Here is a 21,428-nt window from a genome sequence, read left to right on the forward strand (position 1 = left end):
AGCGGCATTCGCTGCAGCGGATTTTCCGAAGATGGCACTATGCCACTGTTTTGCCCGACGGATCAAAGGGAAATTTGCGGCGGACGCGAGTCCTGTCGCAGAAGCCCTTATGCTGCAAGCATTTGGCTACTGTGCATGGGGTTGTTTTCGCATTTTGCGTTTCGCCGCCGTTGCAAGGAGTCGGCAGCCCCTCTCATGTCGGCGCGGCTTCGCATTTGGCGAGCTGGGCCAATGCGTCGGGCAAGCCCGACATGTCGGCCTGATATTGTCGTCCGGCCACGTCGATGGTCAGCGCCGCCGTGCTCAGCTTCGCGATGAGCTCGGGCGTCTGGCTGCTGGTGGGATCGGCCGAAACGAACGCGGGTCCCGCAACCTGCGTGCGCAGCGTGCCGATGGTTTTCCCCGCCTGGACGAACGACATGTCGCCCGCGCCGGTCGGCGGCTGCGCCTCGTCCACCACCAGCAGCACGTTCTCTGCTCCGCTCCGGACGATGGTCAGCCCGAACGGACGGGGAGCCTGCGCCGCCTTCCCGGTCGAGCAGACCCTGGCGCCGTTCGGATGCACGCGCATCTCGGTGAGCCAGCCGTCCGGCGTTCGCCAGGAATTGACCAACTGGCCTGCTGCAAGCGCGGGAAAGGTGGACAGGGTGATGATTGCGGCCAGAGCCACGGCTCCGCGCGCCACAAGGTTCGGTCTCGTCATGTCAGGAACTCCAATGGAAAGGGATCATCGCGCTGCGCCGGCGTCGCGCCGGCGAAAGCCCGCATAGCCGCCGTCGGCGTCGTAGAGGACGTCGAAGCCGTTGAGCAGATGGAAGCTGGTGTTGACGAAGGTACGCTCAGGCGAGACCCTCAGATGAATCTGGTCCGGCGCCAGCGCCGAGCCGCCATCGACGGCGAAGCGGTAGAGCTCTGGGGACGTCTCCGCCGTTCCCACGCGGATGGACACATTGCTGCCTGAGTCCAGGGACGTCGTCGCGCCGCCCGCCTGCTCCACCGGAACGGTCATGTACATCACGGAGACGCCGGTATCGACCAGCATGGTGCCGCAGGCCGGCGGCGTCCGGCCGTTCAACGAAATGCAGGCCGGTGTCGCCGACCAGTCGGGCCGGTCCTTCTGTTTCGACAGCTTCGTGAAGGAGAACGTCCCGCGGGTATTCGCTCCGGTGAGACCGACATGGACGCCGTGCGCCGTCAGCACATAGCCGCGGCGCCGTTCGCCGTGGCCGCCTGTCACGCGCAGCAACGGGTTCTTCTCCGGCGTGCTCTGGCTCTGCAGATCGCCCTCACGCCCGTAACCGATGCCGACCATCGCGATCCCACGCGGTGCATCCGACGGCGTACAGTCGCGGGCATGCTGCAGGCAATCGACACGGGTCACCGCGAGCACCGGCATCGGCTCGGTCTGCACCGCCGCGCCATCCAGGCCAACCAGAGCGACCGGCGTGACGACCCATTGTCCGAGCATGACCCGGCCGGAACTCGAATAGGTTAGCTTGCCCTCGCCCAGTGAAGCGAGCCGGTCGAAATTCGGAATGAAGCTCGCCGCAACCACGATGCCCGTCGAGCCGGAATCCAGCACCGCCCGGATCGGCCGCTCACCAAAGGACAGCCCGATCCGCGGAACCTCGCGCAAGTCGCCCTCTTCGGCATTGAGGTATCGCAGGAACAGACCCTCGCGGTAACGTGCGTAGTCTGGCAGGCCCTCCTGCGCAGCGGCCGCGGAGGCCAGAGATGCCAGCAGGGACACCAGGAACAATTTCACGCGCGTTTGGATGGAGAATTGCATCGTTCGCTTCCGTTGATCGCACGGCAAGCTACGCAGCAGGCGTTACCAAGTCGCTTCAAGATCCGCGCAATTGCGAGACGCTCCAAGTTCCCCGCAGTTCCTCTGCATCGGCGCGCCGATCGAGCCCGCGCCTTACCGTTCGTCGAGCAACTCCAACAGCTCCTCCACCCGCTCGAACGGTGCATCGCGCATCGGACCGTGATGGACGACGCGGTCGCCGTCGCGCTGCAGCGACTTGCCGCGGGACTTGCGCAGGCGTCCGGGCAGGAACGTTGCTGCCGCTGCTTCAGGACCGACATCGAGGCGGATGATGCCCCTGCGCTTGCACGCGATCCTGAGCCTGGCCGCGTCGAAGAAGTCACGCGCAGCCGTCGGCAAGGGCCCGAAGCGGCGCGCGGTCTCCTCCTCGAGGTCGTCCAGATCGTCTTCGTCATTGCACCGTGCCGCGCGGGCGTAGAGCTCGAGCCGCACCGGCTCGGACTGCACATAGCTGTCGGGCAGCATGTCCCCGACCGGCAGGTTCAGGTCGGGCACCCACACCGCAGCGCGCTCCTCGTCGGCCTTCTCCGAGGCCATCTTCAGGAGGTGGCTGTAGAGCACGGGCCCGAACACCTGGACGTGGCCGGACTGCTGCTCCGAGAACAAATCGCCCGCGCCCCTGAGATCGAGGTCGCGCTCGCTGATGGCGAAGCCGGCGCCCGGCCGGCTGAACTCCTCGAGCACGGCCAGCCGCTTCTCGGATTGTCCCGACTCCGTCTCGGTCAAGAGATGGGCGAAGGCGCGAATGCCGCTGCGGCCGACGCGTCCGCGCAGCTGGTGCAGCTGGGCAAGGCCGAACTTTTCCGGCCAGCAAACCACGATGGTGTTGGCGCGGGGAATGTCGAGGCCGCTCTCGACGATGTTGGTCGCGAGCAGGACGTCGGCACCGCCCTCGACGAAGCTCATCATCCGGTCGTCGATCTCGTCGGCAGGCAGCTTGCCGTGCAGACAGACGATGCGCAGATCCGGCGCCACCGCCTGCACCCGCGCCAGCATCGGATCGAGATCGTGGATGCGCGGACAGATCAGGAAGCTCTGCCCGTGGCGGCGCTGCTCGCGCAGCAGCGCGGAGGCGATGGCGGCATCCGACAGCGGCGCAATCCGGGTCGCGACCGGAAGCCGGTGCACCGGCGGCGAGGCGATCACGCTGAGATCGCGGAAGCCGGCAAGCCCGGCGGCGAGCGTCCGCGGGATCGGCGTCGCGCTCATCATCAGCACGTGGACGTTCCTGGCGAGGCCGGCGAGCCTGGCCTTCTCGGCCGCGCCGAAATGCTGCTCCTCGTCGACGATGACGAGGCCGAGATCGTCGAACTTGACGTCCTTGCCGGTGAGCGCCTGGGTGCCGATCACGACCTTGATCCGGCCGCTGCGCAGGCCCTCCCTGGTCTCCCGCAGCTGCGCACCGGACGTTGCCCGCGACAAGTTTCCCACCTCGATGCCGAACGGCGCAAAGCGCTTCTGGAACGTCGCGACGTGCTGCCTTGCCAGCACCGTCGTCGGCACCGCGACCGCCACCTGCTTGCCCGACAGCACCACCGCGGCCGCCGCGCGCAGCGCCACCTCGGTCTTGCCAAAGCCGACGTCGCCGCAGATCACCCGGTCCATGGGATGACCGGATGCAAGATCGTCCAGCACGTCGCTGATGGCCTGGGCCTGGTCAATCGTCGTGAAGTAGGGGAAGCGCGCGACGAACTTCTCGTAGGCCGATCCCGGCGGCACCAGCTTTTCGGCGCGCCGCCGCCGGCGCTGGCTGATGTGCTTGGCGAGCACCTTGCCCGCGGCCTGGATCTCGCGCTCGGCCTCGCCGCGGCGGGCCCACCACGTGCTGCCATCCGCCTTGTCGAGCGCGAGCTTGCCGAGTTCGGTCGCGTAAGGCCACATCAAGGCGAGATCGGCCGGCGGCACCAGAACCGCATTGTCGCCTGCGAACTTCAGGCGGATCATCTCGCGCATGGCGCCGCCGCCGGTGTTGACGGTCTGCAAGCCGTCGAGCACGGCAAGGCCGCGCTGGAGGTGGACGACCACCGTGCCCTGCTCGGGCACATCGGCATGGTCGAAGGCCGCACTCCAGGCGCGCGCCATCGGTTGCGGATGATGCGCGCGGCTGCCGAGCACGTCCGACGCCGTCACCACGACCAGAGGCTTCTTCCCCGGCACGACGAAGCCGGCATCGAGATCGGCCAGCAACGTCGCCTCGCCGCCCCGCCCGCGCGCCGCCTCGTCCCAGTCGTCGCAGCGCTCCGCCTTGACGCCGCTCATCCGCTCCATCACGCGCAGATCGTCCTCGTGCGCGGCGACGAGGATCAGTCGCGATCCGGCCCGGCGTGTCTCCTCGACGAAGCCACGCAGCGCCTTCCTGGAGGACGTCAGCTTCGAAAACTCCGGGATGTGCTGGAAGGGCGCAGTCCGCGGCAGCACCTTCATGCTCTTGGAGAGCTGCTTCCAGTCGCGCCGTGCGAGATATTCGCGCTCCCGCTCCGATCGGCCTGCGGCCTCCTCGATCGTGTCCAGCCAGGCGTCGGCATGCAACGGGACGCCGGCGTCCGCGATCCATTTGGCGCCCCCGCAATAGTCGAACAGGCTCGCGCGCTTGCCGCGTTTGCCGGCAAGGCCGAGCCGCTCCGACATGGGATCGACGAGCAGCTCTTTGGTCTCGAAGATGATCCTGTGCTCGTTCGGGTCGAAGGCCACGATCCGCCTGATCGCACGCTCCGAATGCTCGATCCGGAACGGCCCCAGCGCGCCTGCGGGAAATATCTCGAAGGTCTGCCCGTGGAACAGCGCGCCGCCCGGATAGTCCGGCTCGTCGTCGAGATCGTATCCGAGGGCCTGGAGGCGGGTCTCGAGGTCCCGCTCCGAGAACGGACCGCCCACTTTCAGGCTCAGGCTCAGACGCGACAGGCTCGCCGGCGGCGGCAGTCGCTCCATCACCGCTTCCGCGGTCGACACGAGAAACAGCGGCTTCCTGGATTTTGCAAGGCGCCTCAGCACGGAGGCTCTGCGCCCTGCGAGCTCGTGCGACGGCTCGAGCTGATCGAACGGCAAGGTGTTCAATCGCGGAAACACCAGCACCTCGCAGGACGGGTCGAGCGCGTGAATGACGCTGCCCAGCCGCTCCGCCCTGTTCTCGCTCTCGGCGAGGAAGACGATCCCGCTGCGTCCGGACTGCTTCCATTGTGCAAGCAGGTGAAGAGCCATCATGCCGAGGGGCGACGAAGACGAGATCGTGGCGCGGTGCGATCCTTTGCTCTTCTTCGGCGCCTTCCTGGCCACCCCTGTCTTTTTCGAAAGCCTCACTTGAACCCGTTTCTGGTCTTGCATTGTAGCCAACAGAATGCGAGCCGCCCTCATCCCGAATCGGCAACTCGCCGCCATGCATATGGGATTTGCCCCGCGAACGCACCCCTCGTCGCAACGTTCAAGGGCGGCGCCGCGATCCCGACAAGCTGGCTGTTTTGCTGGGCCTGCAGCACGGAACTCATGCAGCCCGCGATCGGCATCGCCCGATGCAAGCATCGCGACGATCGAAGACGCCGTGCTCGCATGCAGCCACGAAAAAGCCCCAGCGCTTGGAGCCACACTGGGGCGTTTCGGTCAACATGAATAGGTTAAGCAATGACGTCTTCATAGCAGCGGTTTCGCCGCGCGCGTGTGAACTGGTTCACACGCTTTGCGTCGAGCAAACGACCTCAGCGCGAGAGGCCCTGAGGTCGCCAACCTTTATGGGAAAGGTTTTCTCGCGGCCCGGGGGCGTTGGGGCTTGGGGTGGGCCGTGAGCCTGGATTCGACGCACGCCGCGTAGAGTCGTTCCAATGATCGACGACCAACCTGCTGGGCGCTCCAATCACGCCGGAACGGAGTACCTCATCCCCCGGTTTGAGCGCGCACGCGCCACGCGTTAGAATGCCCGTTTTTATGGAGGCTCATTTGAGGTCATTCATTTTCATCGGCACCATCGCAATGCTTGCGACGGCCGCCCACGCACAGACACTGGTCGATCCCAACAAGGTTGCTCCCGAATACCGCGAGGCAGCCGAGAAGCGCCGCGCCGAGCAGTTGCGCCAGCGTGAATGCGCGCTGAAGGCCGATCTCGAGAAGGTGCTGCCCAGGGATCGCACCGCCTTCCTCAACCGTTGCCTGGAGACGATGGCGGCCAAGCAGTAACGGCCGACTATTCCAGCCGGCGCCTTGGCGCGATGCGCACAAGGTCCGCGGTCATTTGCCACGCGGGGTGAGAGGACCAGCTCAGCTCCGCCGCCGCTTTCGCGGAAACAGGCGGTCGCGGATGTAGCGCGAGGTCGGCGTCAGGCGGATGCCGCGCGGCTTGTGCCAGGCGGCGCGGTCGATCTCCTTCTTGTCGCCGATCAGCAGCCTGCCCTTGGCGGCCTTGGCAATGAAGATCGCATCGCTCATCTTGCGTCCGGAGCGCTTGTTCCTCGTCTTCACTTCCTTCCAGAGGGTGATCCTGCCGAGCTTCAGCTTTGGCAGCTCCTCCTTGATCTCCCGCCGCAGACAGTCCTTCTCCGACTCGCGCGGACGCTTGCGGCCGCCCGGAAACATCCAGAGGCCATCCGACCGGCGCCTGACCAACAATACCTTGCCGCGCCTGGCGGCAACCAGCTTGGAAGACTTTGCCATCGCTGCCGTTGTCGAAAACAGAATCGGGTCAATGGTAACTTGTCTAGTGGAACAGACAAGTTGTGACGCGCCTTGATCACAGGCCAAGCCTTGTCCGGTCTCTGGTGCGGCATGGCCGGCAGACCGCCCGCTGGCAGCGCGAGATCAACCCTTCCCCGCCTCCGCCCGGTCCTCGGTCCTGATCCAGGCCATCATCAATTCCCAGGCCACCGACAGGATGATCGGGCCGATGAACAGTCCGACGATGCCGTGGGCCAGTGTGCCGCCGATCACTCCGACGAAGATCACGATGGTCGGGGTGGTCAGGCCGCGTCCCATGACGAGCGGCTTCAGCATGGTGTCGATGAAACCGACGATGACGAGAAACACGGTGAGCAGCAGCGCCGTGGTGACGTCCTTGGCGGTCCAGATCCAGATGATCACCGGCAGCAGCACCAGGAAAGCACCGATCTGCACGATCGAGAGCAGCAGCACGATGAAGGCAAGAAGACCCGCACTCGACACCGATGCGAGCTTGAAGCCGATACCGGCCAGCAGCGCCTGCACGATCGCGACGCCGATCACGCCCTGCGCCACTGCGCGGATGGTCGCACCGGCCAGCGAGAGGAAATGCTCGCTCTGCTCCGGCACGATGCGGAACAGGAAGCTGCGGCCGGCGCCGACCAGGCGCGGCCCGTGCGGAAACAGGAATCCGGCCACGAACACGGAGACGAGAAACTGCAGCGTGCCGAGGCCGGCGTCGCCCGCGAGCGAGAGCAGCGGGCCGGCCAGCGGCTGGAGATACGGCGCCACCTCGCGTACCACCGCCCTAATGTTGGTGTAAGCCTGATCCCAGAGCTCGTAAAGCCAGGGCCCGATCAGCGGCCAAGTCTTGAGCTGCTCGGGCGCTGTTTGGAGCACGAGGTCGCCGGTGCCGAGCTGCTGCGCCAGCTCACGCACGCCGTCCACCGCGCTGATCCCGAGCCAGGTCGCCGGACCGATGACGATGCCCAGCGTAATCAGCGTCAGGATCGCTGCTGCGGTCTTGGGCCGGCCGCCTAAGATCTTCGCAACCCAGCTGAACGCCGGATAGAATGCGACCGCCAGCACGCCGCTCCAGGCCAGGATCGGCACGAACGGGCGGATGATCAGAAAGGTCCAGATGATCAGCAGGGCGAGCAGGCCAAGCCGGATCACGAGCTGGATGACATCCTCTCCGGTCAGGAGCTGACGGAGACTTTTCACGGGCACGGCTTTCCTTGCGGCATGAACGCAACTTCCGGCGCTTGCACGGCCCGGCCGTTATTGCCAGCAACGTATCCGGCGTCAAGACGACTGGAACTGACCGTGCCTCGATCAGGCCCCCATCGGGCCATCCGGCGTTGCGCGACGACGACGCGCCATCCCGGCCCGCGTCCCAGCCCGGCTTGGCTAACGCCCGTTAACCGGATTTCGCCGCGCCGGTTTACGCCGCTGCAAACGCTGGCGGCTACCGTGGATCGAGATCACCGAAACGCATTCCGTGCAATGGCCAACAGCATCTGGACGATTGAAGAGTTCACCTGTGCGGGTTGCGGCATGAACTACGCCGCGACCAGAGAGGAGCACAACGAGGCCCATACCGGCAGTTTCAAGTGCGGCATCTGTAGCGGCGTCGTGCACGCCTGGTCCGGCAAGCATCATTTCTTCGGCTGGCAGGCCGTGAAGACGAGACCGCCGGTGTTCGGGAGGCGCTGGTCGGGCGTCGAATGGTAGGCCGTCCGCGGCATCGCAGGATCGGCCGAATTGCACCGGCGCCGTTTGCACTCCGTTCACCGGTCGCCGCTAGATCAGGATGGATCCTCCGCGCCAAACCCCAATCATGGCCGACCTCAACGCCGTCCTGACCAGGCTCAACGACCGTCTGCTCCGCCTCGAGGGCGAGCTGTTCGTGCTGCGCTCGCTGGCACGCGCGACGCTGACGGCCGGCGACGACCATGCGGCACGCATGCGCAAGCTGGTCGAGGCCGCGAAGGTCGCGCTCGACGACGAGGCCAAGCGCCCGCTCGACAAGCCGACGCGCAAATATGTCGATGCGGCAACCGCGCTGGTGGAGGAGCTGCTGGTCGAGCCGACCCCGGCGCGGCCGCTGTTTACGGTCATCGACGGCGGCCGTCGCGATTGAGCGACCGACATTTTAGGCCCGCCATCGGTCAGCGCGCAGACATGCCGGGCGCACGCGCCGCAGACCTCTAGGTCGCCGTGGAGTTCTCCGCCTTGAGCCGGCTGAGCCCCGCCTCGATGATCGCGATCTCCTCGTCGATCTGGCCGATCGGCAGGCTGAAATCATAGCCAGACCTGCTCTTCAGATCGACCGCGAGCCGCTGCCTGTGCATCATCAGCTCGTCGAGCCCGCGGCGATTCTTCAGGCGCACATAGGCGTCGACGATCTGCTCGATTGCGCTCGGCATGAAATCTGTCCCGTGAAAAGGCCCGGCGGCGCGCCCGCGCCGGGGGGCGTTTTCGGTGTCGCGGTACGCAATACAAATCCGCGACGGTTTCCTCGATACGCCAAGCTGGTTGAGATCGTGTTACCGTCGCATGATTTCGTGATGCATGGCGTGAAAAGGCCGCCGGCGATCACGCCGACGGCCTAAGCCGGGTTCGAAAATGGATGCGGGTTGAAATGTAGCCAGCCCCGGTCGGGGCACATTATCAGCCGATCGAGGATATCTTTGTTAAAATCGAAACACAGGAACCGCTTATCGGCCACTTATCGTCCGACCGTGGCGGCGCGGCAACGCTAGTCCGTGACGCAGAAATAGGTGCACCGGCGGCTCGCGCCCGGCGGATTGTTGATAACCCGCGCAAACGCGGCGCGGGTGGTGACAGGGCGTGCTGACGTGTTATCGGGGAATGACGCAGTTGCGAAACGGATCGGACACCCATGCGCATTACCCTCGTCGGCTCCCGCCATTTCGGCGTGACCACCCTGAACATGCTCCGGGAGCACAGCGTTTCGGTCGTCCGGGTCGTGGTAGCCGATGCCGAGGATCGCCTCGCCGCGACGGCGAGGGCCGCCGGAATCGAGGTCGTGGTCCAGGCCAATCCGAAGCTCGTGGTGGCTGCCGAGATTGCCCCCGACACCGATCTGATCATCACGGCCCACAGCCACGCCCGGATCGGCAAGGACGCGCTCGCCGCCTCCAAGCTCGGCGGGATCGGATATCATCCCTCGCTGCTGCCGCGCCATCGCGGCAAGGCCGCCGTGGAATGGACCATCAAGGAAGGCGATCCGATCGCCGGCGGCACGATCTATCATCTCGCCGACCGCATGGACGCTGGCGCCATCGCGGCCCAGGACTGGTGCTTCGTCAAGAAGGGCGAAACCGCACGGGAGCTTTGGGAGCGCGCGCTGGCGCCGCTCGGGCTCAAGCTGCTGGCCGATGTGATCGACTACGCCAAGGTCCACAAGGCGCTGCCTGCCAAAGTCCAGGACGAACAGTTCGCGACCTCCGCGCCGAGTCTGTCCTGACGTTTACCCTTAATGTGAGCCCGCGTTGATTCTGCTTCGAAAACCGGAGTCAGAATCTCAAATAAACCATTGTTCCAACAGGAACAATTTTCGATTTGGCATCGCAACAAATTTCCGTCACATTTCGTCCGAATAAGCGTCAGCATATCAGACAAATTCAAGGATGGGATTTATGCGTTTTGGTCGCATTGCGGTGTTCTGTGCCGCTTCAGTTTTCGCAGGCACCCTCGCTGCCACCGCTTTCGCCCAGAGCCCCTATGACGGCAATTGGCACGTCACGATCGTGACCAAGACCGGCTCTTGCGAGCCGACCGCGAGCTCCACGCTCACGGTTGCCGACGGCAAGATCACCGCCCCCGGCGCTAACGTTTCCGGCACCATCGGTAGCGGGGGACTTGTGAAAGTTTCGATCAATGGTGCATATGCCAACGGTCAACTCAACGGCAACGCCGGATCGGGGAAGTGGAATGGAGCATCAGCAGGCATACCGTGCAGCGGGCGGTGGGAAGCATCGCGTCTATAAACCAACGCAGGTTCGTGCCCGAAATCGGCGGCTGTTGATCGCGGCCGCCGTTTTGTTTGCGGCTACGGCCGCCAATTCCGAAAGCAAAGCACAATCCGGTCCATTCGCTCCGATGGCAGGAAGCTGGAGCGGCGGTGGCACGGTCAGCCTCGAGGACGGATCGACGGAACGCATCCGTTGCCGGGCCAAATACGCTCCCGTCGGCCCCACAATGGAAATGACGCTGACCTGCGCCAGCGACGCCTACAAGTTCATCCTCTCCGCCAACGTTCAGTCGGCGGGAAATGCCATTACGGGAAGCTGGAGCGAGGCCAGCCGCAACATCTCCGGCTCGCTCCAGGGCCGCGGTGGCGGCGGAAACTTCGAGGTGGTTGCCTCTGCCGCCGGCTTCAACGCCAGCATCGCGCTGAGGACGCACGGCAACAAGCAGACCGTCACGATGCGCGCGGACAGCCAGTTCCGCGGCGCCAACATCTCGATGTCGCGCTAAGGCGGACGACATATTGACAATCGGCCCGGCGACTTCGCCGGGCCGTTTTTTACGCGGCCGGCACGAACGCCGTGACCTCGATCTCGACCTTGGCCCGGTCGTCCACGAGCCCACCGATATAGAGCAGCGTCGAGGGCGGGAAATTTCGTCCGAGCGTTTCCTTCCAAGCCGCACCGATGCCAGCACCGGCCGCTTCATACTCGTTGCGGCTGGTCAGATACCAGGTCAGGCGGACGATGTGCTCGGGGCCGGCGCCGGCCTCGCCCAGGAGCTGGATGATCCGTTTCAGCGCAGTCGAGACCTGCGCTGCCATGTCGGGCGCGTAATTGCCGGCTTCGTCGCCGCCGGTCTGGCCGGCCAGAACCACCCAGCGCCCCGGCCCCTCGACGACGACCCCATGGGAAAAGCCGCGCGGTTTTTTCCACTCGGCCGGCTGCAAGATATGCATGAGCGACGCTCTCCCCATCTTCTCGTTGTCCGGAGATGCCTACCATGCACATTGCATCGCTGCATCCGTTGATTTGGCCGTTGCAAACGCCGGTGATGTCGCCGATACCGGCCGTCCCTTCGGGTTTCCTTCCTCCGGTATCCTGCCCCCAATGAGCGCGACACCGTCCAGAACGATGGCTGCACTGTGGATGGCCGGCTGGCTGTCGCTGATGCTGGTCATGGCGGTTGCCGGACGCGAGACGACGCGCGAACTCAATGTTTTTCAGATCATGGAAGTGAGGTCGCTGGTCGGCTTCGTGTTGCTCTCGCCGATCATCTACCGCGCCGGCGGCTTGAAGATGCTCAAGACATCGCGCCTGCCGGCGCATGTCGGGCGCAACCTCGTGCATTATGTTGCGCAGCTCGGCTGGTTCTTTGCGCTGACGCTGATCCCGATCGGCCAGGTGGTGGCGATCGAGTTCACGATGCCGATCTGGACGGCGATCCTCGCGGCAAGCTTCCTGTCCGAGCGGATGACGCCATGGAAGATCGCCGCCATCGTGCTCGGACTCGTCGGGGTGATCGTCATCGTCCGACCCGCGACCGGGGAGATCAATCCGGGCCAGCTCATCGCGCTCGGGGCCGCCATGGGATTTGGCGTGTCGATGGCGCTGGTCAAATCGTTGACCCGCACCGAAAGCGCGCTCTCGATCCTGTTCTGGATGCTGGTGGTGCAATCGGCCGCGGGCTTCGTTCCGACATTGTTCGTCTGGACCTGGCCATCGACCTATGTCTGGGCCTGGGTCGGGGTAATCGCCGTCTGCGGCACATTTTCACATTATTGCCTTGCCAGCGCGATGCGCCACGCCGACGCGACGATCGTGATCCCGATGGACTTCCTGCGGGTTCCGTTGACCGCAGCGGCGGGCTGGCTGCTGTATTCCGAGCGGCTCGACGCCTGGACGGTGGTCGGTGCGGCATTGATCCTTTTCGGCAATCTCCTCAATCTGAAGCCCGTCTCGCCGGTTCCCGCCCGCGCGCAGTGAACCTCGTTTCGCCTGACGCGACAAATCAAAGTGGCCGTGTGATTTGGATCACGTTGGGAAACGATTCCACCGTGCACATTCGGCCACACAGCAGCGGGTTGAACGCAGCGGACTGCCGTTTTGGTGGCGCGGAGTCGGGCACTTCGTGTAGGTTCGTTGCCAATTTGTTGCTGCCTGCAATTCGATTCTGGGGATTTCAGAATGCGCTATCTCACCCTCCTCGCTTCGCTAGTGTGCATGGCACTGTCGATCGGTGCCGCCAAGGCTGACCGCCGCGTCGCCTTCGTCGTCGGCAACGGCTCCTACAAGAATGTCGCGCAATTGCCGAACCCGCCGATCGATGCCAAGGCGATGGCAGCCACGCTGCGCAATGTCGGCTTCGAGGTCATCGAAGGCTCCAATCTCAGCCGCGACCAGATGACGGAGAAGCTGCTCGATTTCGGCCGCAAGGCGCAGGGCTCCGACATCGCGCTGTTCTATTATGCCGGCCACGGCATCGCCGTCAGCGGCACCAACTATCTTCTCCCGGTCGATGCCGACATCAAATCGGAGATGGACGTCAAGCTAGGGGCCGCCATCAACATCGACCTGACGCTCGAGCAGACCATGGGCGATGCCAAGGTCAAGCTCGTCTTCCTCGATGCCTGCCGCGACAATCCGTTCGCCGCCAAGATCAAGTCGAACTCGGCGACCCGCAGCGTCAACGTGCAGAGCGGTCTCGCCGAGATGAAGTCCGGTGAAGGCACGCTGATCGCCTTCGCCACCGGTCCCGGCCAGACCGCGCTCGACGGCCAGGAGGGCAACAACAGCCCGTTCACCCGCGCGCTGATCGACAACATCACCAAGCCCGGCGTCGAGATCCAGCAGGCGATGACGTCGGTCCGCGCCCAGGTCAATGAAGAGACCCGCAAAGGCCAGTTGCCCTGGGGCCACACCAACCTGACGGGCTCCGTCTATCTCAATCAGGCGCCGACGACCCAGGTCGCCAATGCGGCGCCGACCGCGTCCGGCATCGTGCCGGCGGCGGCCGGGGATGGTGTCGAGCTCGAATACTGGCGCTCGGTCAAGGAGTCCAACAAGCCCGAAGAGCTCAACGCTTACCTCACCGCCTACCCGAACGGCCAGTTCAAGGCGCTGGCGCTGGCGCGCCTCGCGGCGATCAAGAGCGGTGCCTCGACTGCGACCCGCACGCTGAACGCCGGCGTCGATCCCGCAACCTTCACGGACGAGGCCACGCAAGTCACCGAGGACCAGATCGGCCTCGACAAGAACAAGCGCCGCGACGTGCAGCGTCGACTGACGGCGCTGGGGTTCGACACCAAGCTGACTGGCGTATTCAACGACGAGACGCGGTCCGTGCTCAAGCGCTGGCAGACCGCGCGCGGCTATCCCTCGTCGGGTTATCTCAACAAGAACCAGCACAAGGCCCTGCTCGCGGAGATCATTGCTGCCCCGGCGACCGCCAGCGACACAAGCCAGAAGCCGGCCCGGCGCGCCAGCGCTCCGCCTCCCAGCAGCGCGCCGGCGCCGCAACACCGCAGCAGCCCCGGCGACGCCGCCGGTGCGGCCTTCGTCGGCGGTGTCGTGGGCGGCATGATGGGCGGCATGTTCCGCCGCTGAGCCGAGCGAGATCGACAACGCCAAAGCCCGGCTCACGCCGGGCTTTTTTCTTTGGTCGTCCTCGCAGTGGCGTCGAGTTGGTGCCTACTTCCCCGCAGCTTTCCGCAGCGCCTCGTTGATGCGGTCCTGCCAGCCGGGACCGCCCTCCTGAAAGAACTCCAGCACATCCTGGTCGATGCGCAGGGTGACCTGCTCCTTGATGCCGGGAACGGCGCTTTGTTTCGGCGGCGCCGCGGCGACCTTGGCGGTCACCTTCTTGAATGCCGCCTCCGCTTCCGTCCTGGCATCGCCAAGCGTGCGCGGTCGTCTCGGTTGATCCGCCATCTGCTAGATTCCTTCGAACAGCGCCGTCGAGAGATAGCGCTCGGAGAAAGACGGCACGATCGCCAGGATGGTTTTTCCCGCCGCTTCCGGCCGCTTGCCGATCTGCAGCGCGGCCGCGATCGCCGCGCCCGAGGAGATGCCGCCCGGGATGCCTTCATGCCGGGCCAGCGCGCGCGAGGTCTCGATCGCGGTCGTCGAGTTGATCTTCACGATCTCGTCGATCACGGAACGGTCGAGGATGTCAGGAACAAAGCCTGCGCCGATCCCCTGGATCTTGTGCGGCGTGTGCTGTCCGCCGGACAGCACCGGGCTTTCCTCCGGTTCGACCGCAACGACCCGCAGCGAGGCCTTGCGTGGCTTGAGCACCTGGCCGACGCCGGTGATCGTTCCGCCGGTGCCGACGCCGGCCACGAAGAAATCGATGTTGCCCCCGGTGTCGTTCCAGATTTCCTCCGCGGTGGTGCGGCGGTGCACCTCTGGATTGGCGAGGTTCTTGAACTGCTGCGGCATCACCGAGTTCGGCGTCGTCTTCACCAGTTCCTCGGCGGCGGCGATCGCGCCCTTCATGCCTTGCGCCGCCGGCGTCAGCACCAGTTCGGCGCCGAGAAAAGCCAGCATCTTGCGCCGCTCGATCGACATCGACTCCGGCATCACCAGCTTGAGCCGGTAGCCGCGCGAGGCCGCGACGAAGGCGAGCGCAATACCGGTATTGCCGGAGGTCGGCTCGATCAGCACGGTGTCGGGCTTGACGATGCCCGCCTTCTCCATCGCGATGATCATGGCCGCGCCGATGCGGTCCTTCACGCTTGCTGCAGGATTGAAATATTCAAGTTTTGCCAAAATGGTCGCGTTTACGCCGTGCATGCCGGGCAGCCGGCGCAAGCGCACGATGGGCGTGTTGCCGAAGGCGTCGACGATCGAGTCATAGATCCGGCCGCGGCCGGCTTGGTGCGTTGCACCCGTAACGGAAGATGCGTCCATGATGAACTCCCTGTGGCAACGATCTGCCATCGCGGCCATTGCGCAGTTACAGACAGCTTGCGGCGACACGCAAGCGACAATGCGGCACATGTTAAATACGCTGCATCGCAAAATCACGTGAGCGGTAAAATCAGAAAACCTACGCATTTGTGTTGCGACCTCGTCAACTGATTCTGCTTATGTTAGACTTGGGTCTCAAAGCAGGGAGGTCACCACGATGTCAGCGGTTGCTGAAGTGATGTCGACCGTAACGCTAAGGCGTGATCCGCGTTGCAGCGAGCTGCCGACCTGTCCTGTCTGCGCCGACTCCATGGTCGCCGCCGAAGCTTCCGCCTACGTCTCGGACCACATGATCAGCTATCTCTGGACCTGCGATAATTGCGGCTATGGCTTCGTGACCAAGCACGCCCTGAAGCAACGCTTCACTTGCAACTGATCTTGGCTTGCAACTGATCTTGACTTGCAACTGATCTTGACTTGCAACTGATCTAGCGCGGTGCGATGTCGCCCCTCGCCCAGTCCTCGCGTGTGCGCTGATAGAACTCGTCGAATTGTCCCTGCGCGATCGCACCTCTGATGCCCTGCATCAGGAACTGGTAATAAGCGATATTGATCTCGGACAGCAGCATCGCGCCCAACGTCTCGCCCGCCTTGACGAGATGATGCAGATAGGCACGCGCGTAGTTGCGCGCCGCAGGCCATGAGCTCTCTTCGTCGAGCGGACGCGGATCATCGGCGTGGCGCGCATTGCGCAGATTCACCTGGCCGAAGCGCGTGAAGGCGACGCCATGCCGGCCATTGCGCGTCGGCATCACGCAATCGAACATGTCGATGCCGCGCTTCACGGCTTCGAGGATGTCGTCGGGCGTACCGACGCCCATCAGGTAGCGCGGGCGCTCTCTCGGCAGCAATGGTGCGGTCTCGTCGATCATCGCCAGCATCACTGCCTGCGGCTCGCCAACCGCAAGGCCGCCGATCGCATAGCCATGGAAGCCGATCGCAACGAGGCCTTCGGCGCTCGCATGACGCAGTTGGGGGATGTCGCCGCCCTGCACGATACCGAACAGCATGTAGCCGTCGGGGGCGTTCTCGAAGGCGCGCTTGCTTCGCTCGGCCCAGCGCAGCGACAATTGCATCGCGCGCTCGATGTCGGCGCGCTCGGCCGGAAGCCGCACGCATTCGTCCATCTGCATGGCGATGTCGGAGCCGAGCAAACGCTGCACCTCGATCGAGCGCTCCGGCGACAGCTCGACCTTGGCACCGTCGATATGCGAGCGGAAGGTGACGGCGTTCTCGCTGACCTTGCGCAAATCCGCCAGCGACATCACCTGGAAGCCGCCGGAATCCGTCAGCATCGGTCCGTTCCAGCCGGTGAACCGCTGCAATCCACCGAGGGCGGCGATCCGCTCCGCGCTCGGACGCAGCATCAGGTGGTAGGTGTTGCCCAGCACGATGTCGGCGCCGGCATCGCGCACCTCGCGCCAATGCATCCCCTTCATGGCACCGGCGGTGCCGACCGGCATGAAGGCCGGCGTCCGCACAACGCCATGCGGCGTGGTCAGCCGCCCGGTGCGCGCGGCCCCATCGGCGGCGAGCACTTCAAAGTGATTGGGGAGATCATTGTGCGGATTCATGGCGGTGCTTATTGCGTGTCGGGGCTGGCCGATCAACCCGCCAGACCGGGCTCCCGCCGATTTGTGCTCCAGACCGGGACAGCAATTCGCCCAAGGGGTCAGCGCCCTTCGCCCTTGCCAAACAAAACGATACCGTGTAGTTTTATCGTGGGGACTGGACGGGATGCCGCGGCGAATTTGCCGGCGGTCGTACATGCGTGATCGCCGGCCACCGACAATGCCCACCCCTTCATATTCGACCGACGCATCCGTCTCCTCGTGCGACCGGATCAGGCAGACTATCGTCCGCCTGACCGCATCGCTGGTCCTGGTGTGCAGCCTGGCGCTCGGCGCCTGCACCTCCCTGCCCCGCACGCCCTATACGGCCGCTGAAGCCAGCACGTCGCGCGTGCTCGATATCGACGGCCTCCGGCGCTACGCCGACGATCCCGTCACGAAATTCAGCTTCGAGAAGAGCAACAGCACCGCGACGAGATCCTATCTGGCGCTGTCCGGCGGCGGTGCTGACGGCGCCTATGGCGTCGGCGTGCTCAACGGCTGGACCGCGGCCAGAACCCGCCCGACCTTCACCGTCGTCTCGGGCGTCAGTACCGGCGGCCTGATCGCGCCGTTTGCGTTCCTCGGCCCGCAATATGACGACACGCTGAAGGAGGTCTACACCAGCGGCATCGCGGAGAGCCTCCTGAACGATCCCAGCATCATGCGCGTGCTGTTCGGATCCGGCCTCTTCGGCAATACGCGGCTGCGCGAGCTGGTCGCGCGCTATGTCGGTCCGGAGATCATGGCGCAGGTCGCGCGCGAGAATGCGAAGGGTCGGAAGCTGCTGGTGGTGACGACCGACCTCGACACCCAGCGCACTGCAATCTGGGACATGGGCAAGATCGCCGCGGTCGGAACGCCCGAGGCCCTGAAGCTGTTTCGCGACGTGATGGCGGCCTCGGCCAGCATTCCCCTGGTGTTTCCGCCGATCATGATCGATGCCGAAGGCCAGGGCCGCAAGTTTCAGGAGATGCATGTCGACGGCGGCGTGACGGCCCCGGTGCTGACATTGCCGGAAGCCCTGCTGTTCCAGAGCGGCCGCATGCCCGGCAGCGCGAGGATGGACATCTACATCCTCGTCAACAAGAAGATCGAGCGCAACTTCGAGCTCGTCTCCAACGGCACCATCGACGTTGCCTCACGCAGCCTGTCGGCAATCACCCAATCGCAGACGCGCTCGATCATCTTCTCGACGTACGATTTCGCCAAGCGCAACCGACTGGGCTTCCATCTCTCCTACATCGCGCGCGACTACCCCGCCCCGCCGTCCGAGGGGTTCGATACGACCTATATGCGGGCGCTGTATCAGTACGGATACGAGAAGGCTGCATCCGGCCAGGCTTGGACCTCGACGCTTCCGTGAATCCGCGTGACGGAACGAGGCCGTGTCGAGACCGTTGACGATACGGCCAATTCGGCCAGATTCGCGATGACGCCCCGGCTGCTGCGCGTTATAGAGCAACGACGACTGTCAGAAACGCGCAGGAATCATTGGGCATGGGATTGACTGCGACCAGGACAAAACCGGCAGCACCGCGGCGCGAGATCCCGAAATCCCGCGGCGGCCGGCCGACGAAGACCGCTGCGATCGAGCGCGACCAGCGGCTGATCGAGGTCGCCACGCGCCTGTTCCTGGACCGCGGCTTCGATGCGACCTCGCTCGACGCGGTCGCGGAAGCGGCCCGGGTGAGCAAGCCCACGGTCTATTCGCGCTATGGCGACAAGCGCGGGCTGTTCGCGGCCGTACTGAGGCGGGAGATCGCCCGCTGGCTCGCGCCGCTGTCGGCCGCGGCAGAGACCCAGCTGAGCAGCGCCGCCGACATCTCGGTCGAGCAGCGGCTGGTCGAGATCGGGCGCGAGATGCTCTCATTCACCTGCGGTCCCGATGCCGTCGCCTTCAGCCGCATGATGACGTCGCAGGCCATCAACTTCCCTGACGTCGCCAAGCTCGGCAAGGAGGAAGGCTGGCTCAAGGCCGTCGCCACCACCGCGCGCTTCTTCGATCATCTGGTGGCGCAAGGGGCGCTCGATGTCGAAGACACGACCATCGCAGCCGAGGTGTTCCTCGACGTTGTCGTCGGACACACCCACCGCATGGCAACGTTCGGAACGGCGCTCGAGCCGAAATCGGCCGAAAAGCGCATGCGCATTGCGATCAGACTGTTCCTTGCCGGTGCCCTGGGTCCTGCCGACCGGGTCCGGGACGCCGCAAAGGGTCCGGCACGCCGCCGCTCCTCCCGCTGACGATTCCGTGAACTGACGCTCTTTCCCCCAAGGGGCCGTCGCAACGGCATTGACCGAAACAAAACGATACGGTATGGTTTAGTTATAAGCTGGTACGGGCCGCTTTTCACCAGCCCCGAAGAGGTCCGGACCGCTTCGATCGTCACGGCAGGTACAGCCCGCCGCGGCGTTCCGCGGCCGGCCTTGCCCAAGGCCGGCCGCGAATTCTTTACGTTCATCCGGCACACTCGCAGGCCGAAGGTTTCGAGCATGACGACAGCCAGACGACGGACCTTGCAACTGCTTGCGATCGCCTTGCCCGCGCTGCTCCTCGCCGCTCCGTCGCAGGCGATCGTGACCGCGGACACGCCGACCGCGCTCCACAACGACACAGATGGTGATGCCGAAGCAGACCGCCAGGCAGTCACCCGCGAGATCGAACGCTTCCGCAGCTCGTCGATCACGATCAGCCAGGCCATGGCGATCGCGGAAGCCCGCCATGCCGGCGCCACCACCGCCGACGTGAGTTTCGACGGCGCTTCAGGCGTCCCTGTCTACCGGGTCAAGACCCTGCATAACGACCGGATTTGGCGCCACACCATCAATGCCGCGACCGGCGAGTTCGTCGGCGGCGAGGCCGCCCTGCCCCTCAGCGAACTCGACAACGAGGACCGCAGCAACCTCGCAGCGCTCGGTGCGATCAGGCACCGTCTTGCCGATGCCGTGCGCGTCGCCGAGCGCGCAGCCTCGGGCAAGGCCATCAGCGGCGGCCTCGTGCGCGAACGCGGCCGGCTCAATTTTGCGATCGTGGTGATCAGCGGCGACGACCTCAAGGAGGTCATCCTGGAGCCGCCGGGCGCCCGGGCCCGATAGCGACGAATTTCCCCCGGTCCCAACCGGGGCGAAAAGCCATTGACGGCCGCAAGACTCTCCCGCATAAGTCGCCGCCATGTTCACGACCACCAAACGCACGACCAAAACCACCACGGCCTCAGGGGCCCGGGGAGGCGTGCGCGCGTAGTCGTCGACGAAAACGCATCAGCTCTACGGCAAGCCCCGCCCTCGATGGTCCGGGGCTTTTTTGTTGTCTGGATTTCAAAAGCAATGGAGGACAAAGTGAGTAACGATCCCGTCGTCGCGATTGTCGGCGTCACCGGCGCGGTGGGCGCCGAATCCATCGCCACCATGGACAAGCGCGGCTTTCGCGTCAGCAGGCTCAAGGCGCTCGCCAGTGCCCGCTCGGCCGGCAAGACGGTGTCGTTCCGTAGCCAGAACGTCGTCATCGAGGAGCTGACCGAGCAGTCTTTCGAGGGCGTCGACATCGCCCTGTTCTCCGCCGGCGGCAGCATCTCCAGGAAGTTCGCGCCGATCGCGGTCAAGGCCGGCGCGGTGGTGGTCGACAACTCCTCCGCCTTTCGCATGGACCCGAACGTGCCGCTGGTGATCCCCGAGATCAACGCCAGCCGCATCCGCGACCACAAGGGTATCATCGCCAACCCCAACTGCGCCGCGATCACCGCGCTGGTGCCGCTGTGGCCGATCCACCGGCAGAACCGCATCAAGCGCGTCATCATCTCGACCTACCAGGCAGCCTCCGGCGCAGGTGCCGCCGCGATGGAAGAGCTCGTCGAATCCACCCGCGCCAACCTCAACGGGCAGGTCTATACGCCCAGGGTGATGCCGCACCCCTACGCCTTCAATCTCTTCAACCACAACACCGCCGTCGATCCCGACACCGGCTACAACGACGAAGAGACCAAGGTCATCAAGGAAACCCGCAAGATCTTCGAGGACGACACCATCGCGGTCGGCGTCACCTGCGTCCGCGTGCCGGTGCTGCGCGCCCATTGCGAGGCCATCACCTTCGAATGCGAGAAGCCGATCACCGAAGACCAGGTCCGCGCCATCATGGCGCAGGCGCCCGGCGTGAAGGTCGTCGACGATCGCGCCAGGAACTACTTCCCGATGCCGATCGACGCCTCGGGCCAGGACGACGTCCTGGTCGGCCGCATCCGCAAGGACCTCAGCGACGCTAGCGGGCATTCGATCTCGATGTTCGTGGCGGCCGACCAGCTGCTCAAGGGCGCGGCGCTGAATGCGGTGCAGATCGCGGAGCTGCTGCCGCAGCGGGTGATGGCGTAGCACATTCTCTATCCGTCA

23 protein-coding genes are annotated in these 21,428 nt (G+C 64.9%); 13 read left to right on the forward strand and 10 right to left on the reverse strand.

The annotated features are described in order from the left end of the window. Positions 1–193: 193 nt before the first annotated feature. The 3 genes from EDE08_RS10600 to EDE08_RS10610 all read right to left on the reverse strand — a co-directional run bounded on the left by EDE08_RS10600 (position 194) and on the right by EDE08_RS10610 (position 5,029). On the reverse strand, positions 194–703 hold the full coding sequence (locus tag EDE08_RS10600) for a hypothetical protein (RefSeq protein ID WP_131868812.1): 510 nt from the start codon (positions 701–703) through the stop codon (positions 194–196). 24 nt (positions 704–727) lie between these two features. Beyond that, entirely contained in the window at positions 728–1,789 is a 1,062-nt protein-coding gene (locus tag EDE08_RS38850) for a hypothetical protein (RefSeq protein WP_207912917.1), read from the reverse strand. Positions 1,790–1,921: 132 nt separating this feature from the next. Then, the gene (locus tag EDE08_RS10610) at positions 1,922–5,029 is read right to left on the reverse strand and encodes a DEAD/DEAH box helicase (protein WP_165935796.1); all 3,108 of its coding nucleotides are present in this window, start codon (positions 5,027–5,029) and stop codon (positions 1,922–1,924) included. 726 nt (positions 5,030–5,755) lie between these two features. Here EDE08_RS10610 and EDE08_RS10615 point away from each other — a divergent pair. Beyond that, on the forward strand, positions 5,756–5,992 hold the full coding sequence (locus EDE08_RS10615) for a hypothetical protein (protein ID WP_131868814.1): 237 nt from the start codon (positions 5,756–5,758) through the stop codon (positions 5,990–5,992). An 81-nt stretch (positions 5,993–6,073) separates the two neighbouring features. On the opposite strand, the gene EDE08_RS10620 is transcribed toward EDE08_RS10615, so the two are convergent. Together EDE08_RS10620 and EDE08_RS10625 are read right to left on the reverse strand one after the other, a co-directional pair. Continuing rightward, positions 6,074–6,466, reverse strand: coding sequence for an NUDIX hydrolase (locus tag EDE08_RS10620; protein ID WP_207912915.1), 393 nt, complete (start codon positions 6,464–6,466; stop codon positions 6,074–6,076). A 144-nt stretch (positions 6,467–6,610) separates the two neighbouring features. Then, on the reverse strand, positions 6,611–7,690 hold the full coding sequence (locus EDE08_RS10625) for an AI-2E family transporter (protein WP_502700582.1): 1,080 nt from the start codon (positions 7,688–7,690) through the stop codon (positions 6,611–6,613). Between the two features lie 282 nt (positions 7,691–7,972). Between EDE08_RS10625 and EDE08_RS10630 the strand changes: the two genes are divergently transcribed. Continuing rightward, positions 7,973–8,200, forward strand: coding sequence for a hypothetical protein (locus tag EDE08_RS10630; RefSeq protein ID WP_131868816.1), 228 nt, complete (start codon positions 7,973–7,975; stop codon positions 8,198–8,200). A gap of 106 nt (positions 8,201–8,306) precedes the next feature. Then, positions 8,307–8,609 carry a hypothetical protein gene (locus EDE08_RS10635; protein WP_027575377.1) on the forward strand — a complete coding sequence of 101 codons (303 nt, stop codon included), beginning with the start codon at positions 8,307–8,309 and terminating at the stop codon, positions 8,607–8,609. A gap of 67 nt (positions 8,610–8,676) precedes the next feature. On the opposite strand, the gene EDE08_RS10640 is transcribed toward EDE08_RS10635, so the two are convergent. Continuing rightward, positions 8,677–8,895 carry a hypothetical protein gene (locus EDE08_RS10640; protein ID WP_028180534.1) on the reverse strand — a complete coding sequence of 73 codons (219 nt, stop codon included), beginning with the start codon at positions 8,893–8,895 and terminating at the stop codon, positions 8,677–8,679. 476 nt (positions 8,896–9,371) lie between these two features. Between EDE08_RS10640 and EDE08_RS10645 the strand changes: the two genes are divergently transcribed. From EDE08_RS10645 to EDE08_RS10655, 3 genes are all read left to right on the forward strand, one after another. Further along, on the forward strand, positions 9,372–9,959 hold the full coding sequence (locus EDE08_RS10645; protein WP_131868817.1) for a formyltransferase family protein: 588 nt from the start codon (positions 9,372–9,374) through the stop codon (positions 9,957–9,959). A gap of 172 nt (positions 9,960–10,131) precedes the next feature. Next, on the forward strand, positions 10,132–10,482 hold the full coding sequence (locus EDE08_RS10650) for a hypothetical protein (RefSeq protein ID WP_131868818.1): 351 nt from the start codon (positions 10,132–10,134) through the stop codon (positions 10,480–10,482). Further along, the gene (locus tag EDE08_RS10655; RefSeq protein ID WP_165935795.1) at positions 10,427–10,972 is read left to right on the forward strand and encodes a hypothetical protein; all 546 of its coding nucleotides are present in this window, start codon (positions 10,427–10,429) and stop codon (positions 10,970–10,972) included. The genes EDE08_RS10650 and EDE08_RS10655 overlap by 56 nt, the downstream gene beginning before the upstream one ends. Before the next feature lie 49 nt (positions 10,973–11,021). Here the strand turns inward: EDE08_RS10655 and EDE08_RS10660 are convergent, their stop codons facing one another. Further along, positions 11,022–11,420 carry a RidA family protein gene (locus EDE08_RS10660; protein WP_131868820.1) on the reverse strand — a complete coding sequence of 133 codons (399 nt, stop codon included), beginning with the start codon at positions 11,418–11,420 and terminating at the stop codon, positions 11,022–11,024. Between the two features lie 151 nt (positions 11,421–11,571). Between EDE08_RS10660 and EDE08_RS10665 the strand changes: the two genes are divergently transcribed. Continuing rightward, positions 11,572–12,447, forward strand: coding sequence for a DMT family transporter (locus tag EDE08_RS10665; protein WP_131868821.1), 876 nt, complete (start codon positions 11,572–11,574; stop codon positions 12,445–12,447). A gap of 201 nt (positions 12,448–12,648) precedes the next feature. Then, entirely contained in the window at positions 12,649–14,067 is a 1,419-nt protein-coding gene (locus EDE08_RS10670; protein ID WP_131868822.1) for a caspase family protein, read from the forward strand. An 84-nt stretch (positions 14,068–14,151) separates the two neighbouring features. Here EDE08_RS10670 and EDE08_RS10675 read toward each other — a convergent pair whose 3' ends face one another. After that, positions 14,152–14,391: a BrnA antitoxin family protein gene (locus tag EDE08_RS10675; protein ID WP_035678505.1), complete on the reverse strand. Its 240-nt coding sequence runs from the start codon at positions 14,389–14,391 to the stop codon at positions 14,152–14,154. Positions 14,392–14,394: 3 nt separating this feature from the next. Beyond that, entirely contained in the window at positions 14,395–15,372 is a 978-nt protein-coding gene (cysK, locus tag EDE08_RS10680) for a cysteine synthase A (protein ID WP_131868823.1), read from the reverse strand. 217 nt (positions 15,373–15,589) lie between these two features. Here cysK and EDE08_RS10685 point away from each other — a divergent pair, with 217 nt between their 5' ends. Beyond that, complete coding sequence (locus tag EDE08_RS10685; protein ID WP_131868824.1) at positions 15,590–15,808, forward strand: hypothetical protein; 219 nt, start codon at positions 15,590–15,592, stop codon at positions 15,806–15,808. A 52-nt stretch (positions 15,809–15,860) separates the two neighbouring features. Here EDE08_RS10685 and tgt read toward each other — a convergent pair whose 3' ends face one another. Continuing rightward, positions 15,861–17,006, reverse strand: coding sequence for a tRNA guanosine(34) transglycosylase Tgt (gene tgt / locus EDE08_RS10690; protein ID WP_131868825.1), 1,146 nt, complete (start codon positions 17,004–17,006; stop codon positions 15,861–15,863). Between the two features lie 217 nt (positions 17,007–17,223). On the opposite strand from tgt, the gene EDE08_RS10695 reads away from it, so the two are divergent. From EDE08_RS10695 to EDE08_RS10710, 4 genes are all read left to right on the forward strand, one after another. Then, the gene (locus tag EDE08_RS10695) at positions 17,224–18,408 is read left to right on the forward strand and encodes a patatin-like phospholipase family protein (RefSeq protein WP_245524760.1); all 1,185 of its coding nucleotides are present in this window, start codon (positions 17,224–17,226) and stop codon (positions 18,406–18,408) included. A 134-nt stretch (positions 18,409–18,542) separates the two neighbouring features. After that, a complete protein-coding gene (locus EDE08_RS10700) occupies positions 18,543–19,289 on the forward strand; it encodes a TetR/AcrR family transcriptional regulator (protein ID WP_131868827.1) in 747 nt (248 codons plus the stop codon). 249 nt (positions 19,290–19,538) lie between these two features. After that, a complete protein-coding gene (locus EDE08_RS10705; RefSeq protein ID WP_165935794.1) occupies positions 19,539–20,141 on the forward strand; it encodes a PepSY domain-containing protein in 603 nt (200 codons plus the stop codon). Positions 20,142–20,372: 231 nt separating this feature from the next. Beyond that, on the forward strand, positions 20,373–21,410 hold the full coding sequence (locus EDE08_RS10710; RefSeq protein ID WP_131868829.1) for an aspartate-semialdehyde dehydrogenase: 1,038 nt from the start codon (positions 20,373–20,375) through the stop codon (positions 21,408–21,410). Positions 21,411–21,428: the final 18 nt, after the last annotated feature.

Origin of the sequence: Bradyrhizobium sp. R2.2-H, from assembly GCF_004346455.1 — a bacterium.
Taxonomy (GTDB): domain Bacteria; phylum Pseudomonadota; class Alphaproteobacteria; order Rhizobiales; family Xanthobacteraceae; genus Bradyrhizobium; species Bradyrhizobium diversitatis.

What these genes read in the sequence shown, in the direction of transcription:
- EDE08_RS10710 (WP_131868829.1), top strand. Translation starts at nt 20,373, where the DNA reads ATGGAGGACAAAGTGAGTAACGATCCCGTCGTCGCGATTGTCGGCGTC.
- EDE08_RS10635 (WP_027575377.1), top strand. Translation starts at nt 8,307, where the DNA reads ATGGCCGACCTCAACGCCGTCCTGACCAGGCTCAACGACCGTCTGCTC.
- EDE08_RS10640 (WP_028180534.1), bottom strand. Translation starts at nt 8,895, where the DNA reads ATGCCGAGCGCAATCGAGCAGATCGTCGACGCCTATGTGCGCCTGAAG.
- EDE08_RS10695 (WP_245524760.1), top strand. Translation starts at nt 17,224, where the DNA reads ATGCCCACCCCTTCATATTCGACCGACGCATCCGTCTCCTCGTGCGAC.
- EDE08_RS38850 (WP_207912917.1), bottom strand. Translation starts at nt 1,789, where the DNA reads ATGCAATTCTCCATCCAAACGCGCGTGAAATTGTTCCTGGTGTCCCTG.
- cysK (WP_131868823.1), bottom strand. Translation starts at nt 15,372, where the DNA reads ATGGACGCATCTTCCGTTACGGGTGCAACGCACCAAGCCGGCCGCGGC.
- EDE08_RS10705 (WP_165935794.1), top strand. Translation starts at nt 19,539, where the DNA reads ATGACGACAGCCAGACGACGGACCTTGCAACTGCTTGCGATCGCCTTG.
- tgt (WP_131868825.1), bottom strand. Translation starts at nt 17,006, where the DNA reads ATGAATCCGCACAATGATCTCCCCAATCACTTTGAAGTGCTCGCCGCC.
- EDE08_RS10650 (WP_131868818.1), top strand. Translation starts at nt 10,132, where the DNA reads ATGCGTTTTGGTCGCATTGCGGTGTTCTGTGCCGCTTCAGTTTTCGCA.
- EDE08_RS10670 (WP_131868822.1), top strand. Translation starts at nt 12,649, where the DNA reads ATGCGCTATCTCACCCTCCTCGCTTCGCTAGTGTGCATGGCACTGTCG.
- EDE08_RS10620 (WP_207912915.1), bottom strand. Translation starts at nt 6,466, where the DNA reads ATGGCAAAGTCTTCCAAGCTGGTTGCCGCCAGGCGCGGCAAGGTATTG.
- EDE08_RS10655 (WP_165935795.1), top strand. Translation starts at nt 10,427, where the DNA reads ATGGAGCATCAGCAGGCATACCGTGCAGCGGGCGGTGGGAAGCATCGC.
- EDE08_RS10645 (WP_131868817.1), top strand. Translation starts at nt 9,372, where the DNA reads ATGCGCATTACCCTCGTCGGCTCCCGCCATTTCGGCGTGACCACCCTG.
- EDE08_RS10685 (WP_131868824.1), top strand. Translation starts at nt 15,590, where the DNA reads ATGTCAGCGGTTGCTGAAGTGATGTCGACCGTAACGCTAAGGCGTGAT.
- EDE08_RS10630 (WP_131868816.1), top strand. Translation starts at nt 7,973, where the DNA reads ATGGCCAACAGCATCTGGACGATTGAAGAGTTCACCTGTGCGGGTTGC.
- EDE08_RS10665 (WP_131868821.1), top strand. Translation starts at nt 11,572, where the DNA reads ATGAGCGCGACACCGTCCAGAACGATGGCTGCACTGTGGATGGCCGGC.
- EDE08_RS10660 (WP_131868820.1), bottom strand. Translation starts at nt 11,420, where the DNA reads ATGCATATCTTGCAGCCGGCCGAGTGGAAAAAACCGCGCGGCTTTTCC.
- EDE08_RS10700 (WP_131868827.1), top strand. Translation starts at nt 18,543, where the DNA reads ATGGGATTGACTGCGACCAGGACAAAACCGGCAGCACCGCGGCGCGAG.
- EDE08_RS10610 (WP_165935796.1), bottom strand. Translation starts at nt 5,029, where the DNA reads ATGATGGCTCTTCACCTGCTTGCACAATGGAAGCAGTCCGGACGCAGC.
- EDE08_RS10600 (WP_131868812.1), bottom strand. Translation starts at nt 703, where the DNA reads ATGACGAGACCGAACCTTGTGGCGCGCGGAGCCGTGGCTCTGGCCGCA.
- EDE08_RS10675 (WP_035678505.1), bottom strand. Translation starts at nt 14,391, where the DNA reads ATGGCGGATCAACCGAGACGACCGCGCACGCTTGGCGATGCCAGGACG.